The 15,233-nt window shown below is 55.4% G+C and carries 10 protein-coding genes; 4 read left to right on the plus strand and 6 right to left on the minus strand.

Annotated features, from left to right (window positions below):
- The first annotated feature begins 60 nt into the window (after positions 1–60).
- Complete coding sequence (priA, locus tag C7120_RS05915; RefSeq protein ID WP_107620754.1) at positions 61–2,334, plus strand: primosomal protein N'; 2,274 nt, start codon at positions 61–63, stop codon at positions 2,332–2,334.
- Between the two features lie 211 nt (positions 2,335–2,545).
- Here the strand turns inward: priA and C7120_RS05920 are convergent, their stop codons facing one another.
- Together C7120_RS05920 and C7120_RS05925 are read right to left on the minus strand one after the other, a co-directional pair.
- On the minus strand, positions 2,546–4,063 hold the full coding sequence (locus C7120_RS05920) for an OmpP1/FadL family transporter (RefSeq protein ID WP_107620755.1): 1,518 nt from the start codon (positions 4,061–4,063) through the stop codon (positions 2,546–2,548).
- Between the two features lie 142 nt (positions 4,064–4,205).
- Positions 4,206–6,317 (minus strand): HD family phosphohydrolase, encoded by a 2,112-nt coding sequence (locus tag C7120_RS05925; RefSeq protein WP_107620756.1) that lies wholly within the window; start codon positions 6,315–6,317, stop codon positions 4,206–4,208.
- Positions 6,318–6,423: 106 nt separating this feature from the next.
- On the opposite strand from C7120_RS05925, the gene gltX reads away from it, so the two are divergent.
- Positions 6,424–7,941 (plus strand): glutamate--tRNA ligase, encoded by a 1,518-nt coding sequence (gltX, locus tag C7120_RS05930; RefSeq protein WP_107620757.1) that lies wholly within the window; start codon positions 6,424–6,426, stop codon positions 7,939–7,941.
- A 48-nt stretch (positions 7,942–7,989) separates the two neighbouring features.
- Positions 7,990–9,252 (plus strand): 3-deoxy-D-manno-octulosonic acid transferase, encoded by a 1,263-nt coding sequence (locus C7120_RS05935; protein WP_107620758.1) that lies wholly within the window; start codon positions 7,990–7,992, stop codon positions 9,250–9,252.
- 315 nt (positions 9,253–9,567) lie between these two features.
- Here C7120_RS05935 and C7120_RS05940 read toward each other — a convergent pair whose 3' ends face one another.
- Entirely contained in the window at positions 9,568–9,876 is a 309-nt protein-coding gene (locus tag C7120_RS05940) for a hypothetical protein (RefSeq protein WP_107620759.1), read from the minus strand.
- Positions 9,877–10,105: 229 nt separating this feature from the next.
- On the opposite strand from C7120_RS05940, the gene C7120_RS05950 reads away from it, so the two are divergent.
- Positions 10,106–12,385: a family 20 glycosylhydrolase gene (locus C7120_RS05950; RefSeq protein WP_107620761.1), complete on the plus strand. Its 2,280-nt coding sequence runs from the start codon at positions 10,106–10,108 to the stop codon at positions 12,383–12,385.
- 21 nt (positions 12,386–12,406) lie between these two features.
- On the opposite strand, the gene C7120_RS05955 is transcribed toward C7120_RS05950, so the two are convergent.
- The 3 genes from C7120_RS05955 to C7120_RS05965 are packed head-to-tail and all read right to left on the minus strand — an operon-like array spanning position 12,407 to position 15,200.
- Complete coding sequence (locus C7120_RS05955) at positions 12,407–13,162, minus strand: copper homeostasis protein CutC (RefSeq protein ID WP_107620762.1); 756 nt, start codon at positions 13,160–13,162, stop codon at positions 12,407–12,409.
- A 19-nt stretch (positions 13,163–13,181) separates the two neighbouring features.
- Positions 13,182–14,357 carry a MalY/PatB family protein gene (locus tag C7120_RS05960; protein ID WP_107620763.1) on the minus strand — a complete coding sequence of 392 codons (1,176 nt, stop codon included), beginning with the start codon at positions 14,355–14,357 and terminating at the stop codon, positions 13,182–13,184.
- Entirely contained in the window at positions 14,358–15,200 is an 843-nt protein-coding gene (locus C7120_RS05965) for a DUF3737 family protein (RefSeq protein WP_107620764.1), read from the minus strand.
- Between the last annotated feature and the right edge of the window lie 33 nt (positions 15,201–15,233).

Below are 15,233 nucleotides of genomic sequence, written 5' to 3' on the forward strand. Positions count from 1 at the left end.
CGGGGAAAATAAAGCAGGATTTGTTTTGCGTTCTGCTCGGTTTGGTGTACCTTTGCCGATATGAAGTTTGTCGATGTCATTCTGCCCTTGCCGTTGGAAGGGGTGTTCACCTATGCCGTTCCCGATGGGATGGAGGCTCTGGTGAAACCGGGCGTGCGCCTGCTGGTACCCCTCGGGAAGAGCAAGACTTATACCGGCATAGCCAACGCGGTGCACGACCATGAGCCGCGGTTTGAGGTGCGCGATGTGATCGCCGTGCTCGACGAGGGGCAACCAATGCTCCTTTCCCGGCAGTTGAGGCTCTGGCAATGGATAGCCGACTATTACATGGCTCCTATCGGCGAGGTCTATAAGGCGGCGTTCCCCTCGGGGCTGAAGGCCGAGGACGGCTATCGCCCTAAGACCGAGACCTTTGTCGCGCTGTCGCCGAAATACCGGCACGAGGAGGCTTTGCGCATCGCTCTCAGCATGTTTGGGCGCGCCCAGAAGCAGCGGAAGGTGTTTCTCGATTATCTCGCCCTCTCTCACTGGGATATCCTCGAGGGTACTGAACCTCAGGAGGAGGTCCGCGAAATATCGTCCGAGGAGCTCATGAATGTGAGCCATTCCACCTCGGCCAACCTGAAATCGCTCGTTGACCGGGGCCTCCTCACGACCTATGAACGGGAGGTGGGGCGGCTGAACCTGAACACTGAACCCGACTTCGGCAACATCAAGTCCCTCAGCGGGCCGCAGCAGGATGCCTACAACCGCATTCTGATGCAGATGATGAAACATCGTGTGGTCTTGCTGCACGGAGTTACCTCCAGCGGAAAGACCGAAATCTATATCCATCTCATCCATCAGGCGTTGCGGCAACACCAGCAGGTGCTCTACCTGCTGCCCGAAATTGCGCTCACCGTCCAGATCATGGAGCGACTCCAGAAGGTGTTCGGCAACCGGCTTGGCATCTACCATTCCAAGTATAGCGATGCCGAACGGGTGGAAATCTGGCGGAAGCAGCTCTCGCAAAATCCCTATGACATCATCCTTGGAGCCCGCAGCGCGGTGTTCCTGCCGTTCCAGCGGCTCGGGCTCGTCATCATCGACGAGGAACACGAGGCCAGCTTCAAGCAGCAGGAGCCGGCGCCCCGCTACCATGCGCGGTCGACCGCCATCATGCTTGCCGGCATGTATGGGGCCAAGACCTTGCTGGGAACGGCAACCCCGTCGGTGGAGAGTTACTATAACGCAAGCCAGGGGAAGTATGGGCTCGTGGAGCTGAAGACACGCTATAAGGGTATGGAACTGCCTGAAATCAAGGTGGTTGATGTGAAAGACTTCCGCCGTCGTAAAATGATGAAGGGCCCCTTCTCGCCACAGCTTCTCACTGCCGTTCGTGAGGCGCTGGCTCTGGGCCGGCAGGTGATATTGTTCCAGAACCGGCGCGGATTCGCCCCGATGATAGAGTGCAGGGTGTGCGGGTGGGTGCCGAAGTGCTCGAACTGTGATGTCTCGCTCACCCTCCACAAGAATACCAACCTGCTCACCTGCCATTATTGCGGGTTCACCTATCAGGTGCCGGCGGTCTGCCCGAATTGTGAGAGCACCGAAATCCGTGGGCGGGGATATGGCACGGAGAAGATTGAAGACCAGATCAGAGAACTCTTTCCCGAGGCCCGGGTGGCCCGCATGGACCTTGACACCACCCGTACGCGTACTGCCTACGAGCGCATCATCGACGATTTCTCGAGAGGCAAGTCGGATATCCTCGTGGGAACGCAAATGGTCAGCAAGGGGCTTGACTTCGACCGCGTGAGCGTGGTGGGCATTCTCGATGCCGACTCCATGCTCAACTATCCCGATTTCCGTGCCTACGAACAGGCCTTCATGATGATGGCGCAGGTGAGTGGGAGGGCCGGCCGAAAGGGCCGGCGCGGTCTCGTGCTGTTGCAGACGAAAAATGCCAGCCTGCCCGTGATATCGCAGGTGGTGAGGAACGACTACGGGGGCTTCTATGCCGACCTGCTGGAAGAACGCCGTCTTTTCCGCTATCCGCCTTTCTGTCGCCTCGTCTATGTCTACCTGAAACATGCCAAGGCTGAGGTGGCCGACACGGCGGGCATTGAGCTGGGCAGCCGTCTGCGTCAGTGGTTTGGGGAACGGGTGCTCGGGCCGGACAGGCCCGCCGTGGCGCGCGTCAAGTCCCTGCACATCCGTAAGTTGATCATCAAGCTCGAAAACGGCATCAGCCTGGAACGGGCACGCGAGTATCTGCGGCTCGCCCAGCGGCAGATGATGCAGGACAAGCATTATGCCACACTCCAGATATATTATGATGTAGACCCCCTTTGAGCGCAGGCTTCTTAGGGAAAGGAGACTGCCGACTTTCTTTTCAGCCGCTTTCCGCCCGACAAAATCGGCGAGATTGAACGACGAAATCGCCGATTTTGTCCTACGATTTCGCCGATTTTGTCAATCAGGAGGTAACAGACGAAAAAGGTTGGAGGCATCACCGATGCTTCCAACCTTTGTTTTCAATGGGTTTCTCAATATGTGGTCTTGCTCAGAAATTCACTTCCACGCCGAGGCCGAGTACTTTGTTGGTGCGGGTGAAGGAGTTCTGTATCCCCGCCGTAGACGATGCCGTGTGATAGTCGCCGTAGTTGGTCTGGAAATAGGCTGCGTTGACGGCCACCTTGTCGGATACCTGATATTTGGCGCCGAGGCCGAACGACCAGGAGTTGACGACGAACGAGAGATCGCTCATGTAGTTGTCGGTGAGGCCGTATCGGGTAATCTGGAATCCACCGCTCACGGTGAACTTCTCCACGGGGTCCCACTCCGCGCCACCGAGATACTCGTTGCTGCCGCCGGCGAGGAGTTTCTGCTTGTCGCCGTATTTCTTCGAATCGGTATCGTAGAAGTGGTGATAGCCGGCATTGACGCGCACATTGGGTAGCACGCTCCACTGTGCTCCGAGGGCCAGCAGGGCAGGGCTGTCTTCACGGACGGAGGTTCCGTCGCGGAACTGGTTTACTGCCTCGATGGCCATCACCTCGTTGACGGTAGACTTATTTTTCATCGACATGCGTGTGCGGAACTCATATTTAGCGGCAAAGTTGAGATTTCCGGTCCGGTAGTCTACGCCGATGATGGGCGCGATGCCGAAGCCTGTCTGGTCGGATTGGAGGTTTACGCCCTCTCGATAGACCTCAAGCTGGGTGAGCGAGGCCCGTGCCTGGGTGAGCTGTTCCTGGGTGGCGAGGAGGGTTTTATACTGCGTGCGGTATTGTTCGGGAGCGTTGTCGCCCAGGGCGTCGATGATCGGCTTCAATTGATTCAGCCCTGCTTGCACCTGGGCGAGGTTGCCGGCCAGATAGGTATTGGTCTGGTCAAGATAGGTACCGAACGGTATGAGGCCATTGGCAGTGTTGACGCGTATGTCGGAAATCTTCGCCTTGTAGGTGGCTATGCCGTACAGGGCGCGCAGACCGCCGTAGACGGAAAGATGCTCGTTTACCTTGTATGCGGCGCCGAGGGTGAACCCGAAGTAGAACTGCTTGCCCTGCATATAGCTGTTCTGGTCGTATCCCGTCGCTCCTAAAGGCTTCAGGGAGTTGGCTATCTGGCCGACAGCCCCTTCGAAGGAACCGAGCCCCTGCTTGAACTCGCACTTGCCTCCGCCACCCGTAACGGCGGCATTGAACTGAAACGACCACTTGCCTTTATTGTAGGCTCCTTGAAAAGAAGGCAGGAAGGGAGCCTCTGCGCGTCCCTTGTAGGTCTTGCTCGTGGCGGCATCGTTGTGCACTCCTAAGGCGAAGAGGGGATTCGTAGTGGTTATGGTGCGTGTCTGCCATACTGACTGCCAGTTGAAGGCAATGTGGAAGCCTTCATTCATAAAGGCCACTCCGGCAGGATTTGAGTAGACGCCGTCGATGCCGATGGCACCGTCGCGGGCAGGGTTTCGAAGAAAAGCAATACTTTGATTGGTATTTGTCAGGATGCCGCCAGCTCTCATGGTGGGCGTGCCTGCCGTCAAGAAAACAATCGCTAAGCAGGCCAATTTTAATTGAATCATTCTAAAAAAGTTATAAAAATTTGTCCGCAAAGTTACGAATTGTGTTCTATAATACGCCTTTTCGTTTTGCTATTTTTATAAATGTTAACTATAAACGACCTCGTTTATGCACAAATTTAGCAATCTGTGCATAAATAAAGGGTTATTTCCGGCTCTTTTCCTGATAGTAATGTTCTTTCCGGGGAGTCTCTTTTCCGGCTTCGTTTTTTTTCTTCAGTTCGGGATATTGGATGCGCGTGTGATAGATAGACATGAGTCGCTCGATGAGCACTTTCTTGCTTTGGTCGATATCAAGGAAAGTGATGGGACACTCCTTGTAGTATCCGTCGGTTACTTGACCGTCTATGAGCTTGTTGACAAGGTTGCTGATGCTCTCCTCGGTGTAGTCGGGCAGCGAGCGAGAGGCCGCTTCCACGGTGTCGGCCATCATGAGGATGGCCTGTTCGCGGGTAAATGGATTAGGGCCGGGATACATGAAAGGCGTCTTGTCTATGATCTCGTTGGGATGCTCGTTCTGCTCTTTCACATAGAAATACTTGGCAAGTCCGCGCCCGTGATGCGTGAGAATGAAGTTCTTGATGACCGTGGGGAGATTGTTCTTCTCGGCTATCTTCACGCCTTCCATGACATGTCCGATGATGATGCGGGCGCTTTCGAGCGAGGTGAGCGCTTCGTGCGGGTTCACGCCTGCTTGGTTTTCGGTAAAGAAGACGGGGTTGGCCATCTTCCCGATGTCATGATATAATGCACCCGTACGCACGAGAAGACTGTTTGCCCCAATCTTGTTGGCAATCTCGGCAGCCAGGTTTCCCACGGTGATGGAATGCTGGAAGGTGCCCGGGGCGACCTCGCTCAGGTCTCTGAGCACACCTTTGTTGGTGTTAGAAAGCTCAAAGAGCGTAACATTGGAGGTGAATCCGAACAGTTTCTCGATAAGGTACATCAGTGGGTAGGCCAGCAAAAGCAACACCCCATTCACGACGAAATGATAGTACATGCTATGGTCGAGCTTGGTTATGTCATTGCTCTGCATCAACTGGAGGGCAAAGTAGATAGAGCAGCTTGCCAGCGTTACGAAGAGTGCCGTCTTGATAACCTGAGCCCTTTGAGAAAGTTCGCGGAGGGAATAGATGGCCACGAGGCCTGCTACGATTTGCACGATGATGAACTCGTATTGGTATTTGACGGCGGCCGCACAGATGAGTATCATCGTAACATGCGTGATGAATGCCGTCCGGGAGTCCATGAAGACTCGGGCGAAGATGGGCACCATCGCAAACGGCAGGATGTAGACGCTGAAGAAATTGTGCGACATCATGATCGAGACGATGATGGGAAATATCGTTATCATCGCATAAAGCATGGTGATACTGCGAGGTTTGTTGAAGTAATCTCTGCGGAAAAGCCAAAGATAGAACGAGAAAAGCAGCACCATGATGGCCACATAGAGGAGCTGTCCGATAACGGTGGAGGTGATTTCTGTGGTTGCGGCATTCCGTCTTTGCAACTCCCTTTCGAAGGAAGAGAGCACCCGATAGGTGTGTTCGTCTACGATTTCGCCTCGGTCGATGATTTTCTGTCCGCTGAGCACCATGCCGCTTGCGGGCGAGATGCCGCTGAGCAAGTCGTTAAGCTCCGTCTCACTGCGCTCTTTGTCATACAGCAGGTTGGGCTCGATGTATTCGTTGAGGTTGAATTTCTGTAGTACCGCTTTTAGGGGCGACAGTCGCTCGTCGTCGAAAAGCATGTTGTAGGCAGTCAGTGTGGAGTAGGCAAACTTGATTTGCAGGCTCTGCGCCTCCTTCCCATTGACCACCCGAATCATGTTGGAGGAATCTTTCGCGAGTGCTCCATATTCCGGAGCGCTCATGATTCCGGCCTGATAGAGGCGATGCAAACGAGTGATGACCAGCGAGACATATTCCTTGGGGAGTCCCGGAAACCCCTCCTTGAAGTCTTGGCGGAGCTTGTTCAGCTGCTCGGTCTCCACTTTAAGGTCATAGTTGTAATACGGTTGGAAGGCCTTCAGCAGGGAGTCTTGCTGAGCTTTGATGGTCTCGTCGGTCTTATAGATGGGGAAATCGAACTTCGCAATGAATGATCCGTACATCCAAGGCTTATTGATATCGTAGCGGAAGCTTGGTCCCTCGTTGCGTGGAAGAAACCATACGATGAGTAGGATGGTCAGTACGACCAGCGCTATTCGCGTGAGTAGATTGCGCCAGTAATGATTATCGGATGCCTTGAATTTCATATTTAGGATATATTGTTTCCTCTGCGAAAATACGAAAAAAATACGCAATACTCGAAAAAAAATAGTAATTTTGCACAAAAAATACAACTTACCTTCATATTTCAGAATGTCAGAAAGAAAAGTTCGGGTGCGTTTTGCGCCAAGTCCCACAGGGCCTCTGCACATCGGAGGCGTGCGTACTGCCCTTTTTAATTACCTCTTTGCCAAGCAGCACGGGGGCGATTTTGTGTTCAGAATAGAAGATACCGACTCCCATCGCTTCGTTCCGGGAGCCGAGGAATATATCATCGAAGCCTTCCGCTGGCTGGGAATCAAATTCGACGAGGGTGTCAGTTTCGGAGGCCATCACGGCCCTTACCGCCAGAGCGAGCGGCGGGAAATCTACAAGGAATATGTCAGCCGGCTTCTTGACGAGGGCAAGGCCTACTATGCCTTCGACACTCCGGAGGAGCTGGAGGCCAAGCGCGGCGAGGTTCAGAACTTTCAGTATGACGCCCGCACCCGCATGCAGATGCGCAATTCGCTGACGCTGCAACCTGCGGAGTGGGAGAGCCTGATTGCCGACGGCCAGCAATATACCGTCCGTTTCAAGGTGGAACCCGGACAGGAGATTGTCGTGGACGACCTGATTCGCGGCGAAGTGCATGTGAAAAGCGACATCCTGGACGACAAGGTGCTCTACAAGAGTGCCGACGAACTGCCCACTTATCACCTTGCGAACATAGTGGACGACCACCTCATGGAAATCACCCATGTGATTCGCGGCGAGGAGTGGCTGCCTTCCGCGCCCCTGCATGTGTTGCTCTACAGGGCCTTTGGATGGGAGGATACCATGCCCCGGTTTGCCCATCTGCCCCTGCTGCTCAAGCCGGAGGGCAAGGGCAAGCTCTCCAAGCGCGACGGCGACCGTCTCGGATTCCCCGTATTCCCCTTGGAATGGCACGACCCCAAGAGCGGAGAAGTCTCCTCCGGGTATCGGGAGAGCGGATATTTCCCCGAGGCCGTGGTCAATTTTCTTGCCCTTCTGGGCTGGAACCCGGGCACCGAGCAGGAGCTGTTCTCCCTCGACGAGCTGGTCGGGGCCTTCGACATCACCAAGTGTTCCAAGAGCGGCGCGAAGTTCGACTATCAGAAAGGAATATGGTTCAACCATGAGTATATCCTCCGCAAGACGGACGACGAGATAGCCGGCCTCTTTGCCCCCATCGTGGCCAACAACGGGATTGACGAGAGCATGGAGCGCATTACGGCAGTGGTGCACCTGATGAAAGACCGTGTGAGCTTCGTCAGGGAGCTCTGGCCGTTGTGCTCTTTCTTCTTCATCGCCCCGACGGAGTATGACGAAAAGACCGTCAGGAAACGCTGGAAGGAGTATTCCGCCCGGCAGATGGCTGAGCTCATGGCCGTCCTTGAGGGCATCGGCGACTTCAGCATAGAGGGTCAGGAACCCGTTGTCCTGAAGTGGGTGGAGGACAAGGGCTACAAGCTGGGAGATGTGATGAACGCCTTTCGGCTTGCCCTCGTGGGTGAGGGCAAGGGTCCCGGCATGTTCGACATATCGGCTTTCCTCGGCAAGCAGGAAACCCTCCGTCGCCTGAGGAAGGCCATCGAAGTATTGAAATAACCCCATTAACCATCCTTCCTCATCGGAAGATAGCGTCAGGTTGTAGATATGTATAATATATTAATGTATTTGATGCAGTTCGGTTTTGTCGTGGCGAGCCTTTTTTCCGAGAAGGTGAGGAAGATGTGGCGAGGCCAGCGCGAGGCCGTGGGAGTGCTCCGCGAGAAGGTGGATCCTGATGCCAAGTACATCTGGTTTCATGCCGCGTCGCTCGGGGAGTTCGAGCAAGGGCGTCCTTTGATGGAGCAGATTCGTAAGGAACATTCGCAGTATAAGATCCTCCTCACCTTCTTCTCGCCCTCGGGCTACGAGGTGCGCAAGGACTATCAGGGAGCGGACATCATCTGTTACCTGCCCGTCGACACCATTGGCAATGCCCGCGGGTTCCTGCGCACGGTGCGCCCCGTGATGGCATTCTTCATCAAATACGAGTTCTGGTACAACTATCTGCACATCATGAAGTATCGCGGCATACCCACCTATAGTGTGAGCAGCATCTTCCGCCGCGACCAGATTTTCTTCAAGTGGTATGGCGCGGCCTACGGGCGTGTGCTCCGTTGCTTCTCGCATTTCTATGTGCAGAACCGCATCAGCAGGTCTCTGCTCCACACCATCGGCATCGACTGCGTTTCCGTCGTCGGCGACACCCGTTTCGACCGGGTGCTCCAGATAAAGTCGGCGGCCAGGCAGTTGCCTCTCGTAGAGGCCTTCGTCGGAGGCTCCGCCTCGTCTCTCCCAGCGGGGGAAGGGGCTGTAGAGGCTCCCGCCCGCGTCTTCGTGGCCGGCTCGTCATGGCCTCCCGACGAGGAGATTTTCATCGACTACCTGAATGCCCACAAGGAGTGGAAGCTCATCATTGCGCCCCATGTGATCGGGGAAGACCACCTGAGGCAGATTCTCGACCGCCTCGACCGCAAGACCGTGCGCTATACGCAGGCCACGGAGGAGAGCGCGAGGGAGGCCGACTGTCTCGTCATCGACTGCTTCGGACTGCTCTCCAGCATCTATCACTACGGCAGCGTGGCGTATGTGGGAGGCGGATTCGGCGCCGGCATACACAATGTGCTCGAGGCGGCGGTATGGGACATGCCCGTCATCTTCGGTCCCAACAACAAGAAGTTTCAGGAGGCACAAGGTCTGCTTGCGGCCGGTGGCGGCTTCGAGATTCAGGATTCCGCGAGCTTCGGGGAACTGATGGGCCGCCTGACGACGGATGCCGGTTTCCTGAGCGAGAGCGGCGAGGCGGCCGGAAAGTTCGTGGAGCGTATGACGGGAGCCACCCGCAAGATTCTCTCGGATGTGCCGCTTTAATCCTGCCGATAAGATACTCGGGAGTCGGAGACGGCTCCCTTTTTTGTTCCCTATCGCTTTGGAAATGCCAAGGGATGGACAGCTGTCTGCTAAAAGGTCGCTGCCTTGTTGACAATCTCGGCGATTTTGTCCGACGAAATCGCCGAAATTGTCCGACGAAATCGCCGATTTTGTCAGGCTCCTGACGGCTGTCCGGAATCAGAGGAGAGACTTTCCAGTCGGTCTTCTGTGGCCATTCCGAAAAAAGCGGACCGCCACTCCTGCCGTCTCATGATGTCTTTGGGAGGCGAGCCGGCCGTTCACCCGCTTCCTTGACTACTGCTTGAGCCGGGTCTCCAGCCGCTCGATTTCCGGCGCCAGGATAGGGTGTCCGGCCTTTATCAGCGCATAGACATCGGCAAGAGACTTGACGCTTCCTCCCGTGCGCTTGCCGATTCGTCGGATGAAGGCATCGTCGAAAATGGCCGGCTCTATGTGCGGGATGGTGAACTTGCTGACGGAATGGAGGAAGACGATGCCGTCCATCCGGTCTTTCAGGGTCTCCGTCTCCCTGAAGGGGCTGCCGTTGGTGGTGCTCAGCATCTGCCCTGTGTATGCGAAATGGAAGAAGTCGCTGACCTTCATGTCGGCGAACGGACTGCCGTCAGCGACAGGCAGCAGAAGAGGGATAACAGTATTTTTCTCATCTCTGACATGGATCTGTGGATTAAGAATAAGGCAAAGTTACGAAAAAAGCAGTATATACTGGCCCGTAAGTGCTTGTTTCTGGAAGTGTTTTTTTACCTTTTAACGGTTTTGCATATAGGAATTGAAGTTTTTTCATTAACTTTGTGCAAATCAAAAAACCGAGATTATGAAGTATACTAAGCTTATTGTTTCGCTGTGCCTCTTGCTCCTCGTTCTGACGGCAACGGCCCAGAGGCCTGCGTTGATACCCCAACCCGTCAAGGTGGAGTGGGGAACGGGAGAGTTCGTATTGACGAAAAATGCGACCATCAGCTGCGAGAGTGCGCAGCTTCGTCCTGCAGCAACCTACCTGGGCGAGATGCTCGGCAAGGCTACGGGATATAAGATGGGGCAGAAAAAAACGAAGGGAACCATCCGGCTGGCACTCTCCGCCGCAGGCAAGGAGGGCTCTTACACCCTGCGTGTGCATAAGGACGGAGTGCGAATAGAGAGTAATACCTATCGGGGAGTCATCAACGGCATCGCCACGCTCCGCCAGCTGTTTGCCCAGGAGATAGAGTCTTCGGCGATCGTTGCGGACAAGCGGTGGGTCTTGCCCTATGTGTCCATTGCCGACGAGCCGCGCTTCGACTGGCGGGGCATGGAGCTCGACTGTTCCCGCCACTTCTTTACCAAAGAGGAGGTGATGTCCCTGCTCGATGTGCTGGCACTCTATAAGATCGACAAATTCCACTGGCATCTCACCGACGACCAAGGTTGGCGCATCGAGATAAAGAAGTATCCGCTGCTCACGGACAACGGGGCGTGGCGCACCTTCAACAATCAGGACTCCGTCTGCATGGCTCGCGCCAAAGCCGAGGACAACCCGGAGTTGGAGATTCAGCCGTCGAAAATCCGGAGAAACGCTGCCGGACAGGAGCAGTATGGCGGCTATTACACCCAGCAAGACATACGCGAGGTGGTGGCTTATGCCGCCGTGCGGGGCATCGAGGTCATTCCCGAGATCGACATGCCGGGGCATAGTCTGGCGGCCATAGCCAATTATGCCGGGCTCTCCTGCTTCAGGCAGACGGGCTGGGGCAAACTCTTCACCACGCCGATGTGCCCGGGCAAGGACACGATGCTCGAGTTCTGCAAGGATGTATGGCGGGAGGTCTTCGCGCTGTTTCCGTCGAAGTATGTGCATATCGGCGGCGACGAGGTGGACATGAAGAACTGGAAGGCGTGTCCAGACTGCCAGAAACGCATGAAGGAAAACGGCCTGACGGCCGAACCGCAGTTGCAGGCGTGGTTTAATCACTATATGGAACGGTTCTTCAATGCCAACGGCAAGGAGATGCTGGCATGGGATGAAGTCATCGAAGGGGGCCTTACGCCCCATACCACCATTATGTGGTGGCGCAGCTGGAAACCACAGGCTCCCAAGCAGGCGACCTCGCATGGCAACCGCTTCATCTGTACGCCCAATAACGAATTCTATATTGACTACCAGGAAGACGAGAACTCCATCCCGAAGATTTATGCCTTCAATCCCTTGGCCGGAGGACTTACCGACGCGGAGAAAGCCCTTGTCCTCGGAGTCCAGGGCAATCTCTGGACGGAGTGGGTGCCCTCCTTCGACCGCATGTGGTATCAGGCTTTCCCGCGGATGATAGCCATCGCGGAGCTGGGATGGAGCGATCCGTCGGTGATGAACCTGCAAGATTTCCAGCGTCGACTTGTCGCGCATTACGCCCGACTGCGTCTTTTAGGGGTAAAGTATCGTATTCCGGACCTCACGGGGTTCTATCATACCAATGTGTTTACCGACAAGGGCGAGGTGAGCCTGCAGTGTCAGGATCCGTCGGCTGTTGTCCGTTATACCACCGACGGCAGCATTCCGCAAGCCGACTCGAAGCTCTATGCCGGACCGTTTGCGGTTACCGAGACCACCGACTTTACCTTCCGCACCTTCACTCAAGAAGGGCGCAAGGGCGATTTGGTAAGGGCCAGCTGGATTCGCGAGGATTTCGCGCCGGCCGTGAGTCTGCCGTCCGTGAAGCCGGGACTAAGAGTTGCATGGTATGACTACGGCGGCGCCAACTGCGCAGGGATAGACAAGGTAAAGCTCAACGGGCGTTATGAGGTGGCGGAAGTGGCCATTCCCGAGGGGGTAAGCGGCAATATCGGTCTGATTATAACAGGTTATGTCGAGGTTCCGGCCGATGGCATCTATACCTTTGCCCTGCTTTCTGACGACGGGAGCTATCTGAAGATCGACGGCAAGATGGTCGTAGACAACGACGGGGAGCATTCTCCGTGTGAGATGACAGGGCAGCATGCCGTGAGGCAAGGGCTGCATCCGCTCTATGTGCGCTATTTCGACCACAACGGCGGGCGGCTGCGCTTGAGAGTCCTGGATAAGGAAGGAAAAGAGCTGAAGGTTCGCTACTTCATGGAAAAATAGCTTATGATAATAGCCGCGGGCTCAATCGAGCAACGCGGCTATTGTTTTTCTGACCCGTGCGGCCGTGGTGTAGTCGAGCGATTCCTCGTCGGCGCCCTTGGCGCCCATATACACTTCCGGGTTGGAATACTGCATCAGGCTCTTCCGCCTCTCGCGGGCGGAGAAGTGAAACTCATGCACGCCGGTCTGTACCTGCAGCTTCTTGATGTTTTTCTCGTTGACCCCGCAGCCCGCGAGAATCGTGATTCGTCCGGCAGCTTGCTCGTTGAGGCGCTGCAGGAGGTCGGTTCCTTCGGCGGCGGTAGGTCTTTGTCCGGAGGTGAGAACTCTGTTGAAGCCGAGTTCTATGAGCTGTTCCAAGGCCTTTTCAGGGTCGTTGCAACGGTCGAAGGCACGATGGAAGGTGGCGTTCAGCCCCTTTGCGTGCTCCAATAAGTGGCGATTGGCCTCTATATCGATGCTTCCGTCAGCTTTCAGACACCCGAAAACGACGCCGTCGGCCCCAAGTTCGCGGGCAATGTCGATGTCTTCCTCCATGCGCTGAAGCTCCAGCCCGGAGTAGAGGAAGTCTCCTCCGCGTGGGCGGATGATGACATGCAGGAGCGTGTTTTTCAGCACTTTGCGGGCAATCTTGATCTCGCCATACGATGGGGTGGTGCCTCCCTCAGGGATGCCGGCACACAGTTCCACGCGGTCGGCACCGCCTTCCTGTGCGGCGACGCAGCTCTCCACGCCGTTGGCGCATATCTCGAAACGAAAGTCTTTACGGTTGAGCATGGTGATAATTCCTTGTTTTTTATTCCTTCGTGTTGTTTGAAAGCACGGCGGCGATGCGCTCCAGGCCCTCCAGCATGCGGCTTCTGGGGCATGCGATGTTGATTCTGATATAGCCTTCGCCCGCCTTTTTGCCATACATCGTGCCGCTGTTGACGAGCACCTTGCCCTCCTTGAGCAGCCTTTCCGTCAGCTCGTCGGACCGGAGGCCGATGCTCTTGGTGTCTACCCAGACCAGATAAGTGCCCTCAAGGCGCATGACCTCGAGCTGTGGCAGACGGTCTTCGAAGAACTTCCTAAGGGTGAGGTAGTTCTGATAAAGATATTGGTTGAGTTCCTCGAGCCACTCCTCGCCCCCGTTATAGGCCGCTTCGAGTGCGATGGGGCCAAAGGGATTGACATCGCAGACCTCATTGATGTTGAGGGCGCGGTTGATTCTTCGTCGGGTTTCAGCATCGTTGCAGACGATGTTGGCCATCTGAAGTCCGGCTGTGTTGAAGCTCTTCGAGGGAGAAGAGAGCGCGATGGAGTTGTTCTGGCAGTCGTCGGAGACGGCGGCAAAAGGCGTATATCGACAGCCCGGCATGACCAACTCGCAGTGTATCTCATCGCTGACGACGCGCACGCCATGCCTCCTGCAAATGTCGTTCATGTGCCGCAGCTCGGCTTTCGACCACACCCGACAGGCCGGATTGTGAGGGTTGCAGAGCAGGAAAAGCGTGGTTTTCTCGTCGGCGCACTTCCGCTCGAAGTCTTCGAAGTCGATCTCGTAAGTGTCGCCCGTGCGCCGCAGCTCGCTTTCTGCCACCTGACAGCCGTTGTTGAGGATGCTCGAGAAAAAGCAGTTGTATACCGGCGTCTGCACGAGCACTTTCTCGCCGGGCATGCAGAGCGCCTTGATGACGCTGCTCATGGCGGGTACGACCCCAGAGGTGTACAGTATCCAGTCGCGCTGGATGTCCCATCCGTGTCGGCGGGAGAACCAGCGGATGACGGCCTCATAGTAGCTTTCCGGCACCAGGGTGTAGCCGAAGATGCCATGGGCAACGCGTTTCTCGAGGGCTTCGGTGATGCAGGGTGCCACCTCGAAGTCCATGTCGGCCACCCACATAGGCAGCACACCGTCTTCCTTCGGCATATCCCATTTATAGGAGTTGCTGCCTCGACGGATGGTTTCTTTGTCGAAATTGTATTTCATCTATCTTGTTTCAATCACACAGTCATGTCCTTTTGCAAAACGGGTATAGGTAACCTTGCCCACTTCGTCTGCCACGATGTGGCCGTCGATGGGGTTCTTGATCTCGGTGATGGCTCCCTTGATTTCCGCATGGATGTTGCGGCTGTCCTCAAAGGTGCGGTCGCAGGCGGCGTCGAAGGTACAGTCTTCAAGCGTGATGCCGTCCAGATAGCACAAAGGCTGTTCGCCGCTGATGTGGCAGCGCACGAGCTTTACATTCTTGGAATGCCATGCCAGGTATTCGCCGTTGAGGTTGGAATCGTAGACGGCAACATGCTCACACTCCCAGAAAGAGTCTTTCGTGAGGATGTCGGCATGGTGGATTTCCACATTCCTGCAATACTGGAATACATATTTCGCGTCGCTTTTGAGCCCGTCGACATAGATGTTGCTCGAGAACATGAAGGGATATGTGCCCTCGTGAAGCTGCACATTCTTCAGCTTCAGGCCGTCTATTTTCCAGAAAGTCTCGTCGGCATCGTTGATCTTTACATTCTCCAGCTCGAGGTTCTGCATCTCACGGAAGAACTTCGGGCCGTCTATCACGCAGTCTTTCATCCGCATGTTGTCGGAATACCAGATGGCGCTGCGGCTCTCGGGGGCGAAATAGCAGTTGGTGATGAGCGACCCGTCTACATGCCACCAGGGATATTTCCCGTAGAACTTAGAGTTGTCGCACTCCAGATTTCGGCAGCATTTGATGCCCGACTCGCCGTCGGTGATCACGATATTTTCTAATTTTGTATCCTGAATACCGAACAGGGGACGCTCTCCTCCGTAGCTTTTATCCTTGATGATTTCCATTTTCTTTTTATCTTTTCCTTTTTGTTTATCCTG

The sequence above is a fragment of the Prevotella sp. oral taxon 376 genome, assembly GCF_003043945.1.
GTDB lineage: Bacteria > Bacteroidota > Bacteroidia > Bacteroidales > Bacteroidaceae > Prevotella.

Excerpts from the sequence above, each read along its gene's own strand:
- C7120_RS05940 (WP_107620759.1), bottom strand. The coding sequence starts at position 9,876 with ATGAAGGTCAGCGACTTCTTCCATTTCGCATACACAGGGCAGATGCTG.
- C7120_RS05920 (WP_107620755.1), bottom strand. The coding sequence starts at position 4,063 with ATGATTCAATTAAAATTGGCCTGCTTAGCGATTGTTTTCTTGACGGCA.
- C7120_RS05965 (WP_107620764.1), bottom strand. The coding sequence starts at position 15,200 with ATGGAAATCATCAAGGATAAAAGCTACGGAGGAGAGCGTCCCCTGTTC.
- C7120_RS05960 (WP_107620763.1), bottom strand. The coding sequence starts at position 14,357 with ATGAAATACAATTTCGACAAAGAAACCATCCGTCGAGGCAGCAACTCC.
- C7120_RS05925 (WP_107620756.1), bottom strand. The coding sequence starts at position 6,317 with ATGAAATTCAAGGCATCCGATAATCATTACTGGCGCAATCTACTCACG.
- priA (WP_107620754.1), top strand. The coding sequence starts at position 61 with ATGAAGTTTGTCGATGTCATTCTGCCCTTGCCGTTGGAAGGGGTGTTC.
- C7120_RS05935 (WP_107620758.1), top strand. The coding sequence starts at position 7,990 with ATGTATAATATATTAATGTATTTGATGCAGTTCGGTTTTGTCGTGGCG.
- C7120_RS05955 (WP_107620762.1), bottom strand. The coding sequence starts at position 13,162 with ATGCTCAACCGTAAAGACTTTCGTTTCGAGATATGCGCCAACGGCGTG.
- C7120_RS05950 (WP_107620761.1), top strand. The coding sequence starts at position 10,106 with ATGAAGTATACTAAGCTTATTGTTTCGCTGTGCCTCTTGCTCCTCGTT.
- gltX (WP_107620757.1), top strand. The coding sequence starts at position 6,424 with ATGTCAGAAAGAAAAGTTCGGGTGCGTTTTGCGCCAAGTCCCACAGGG.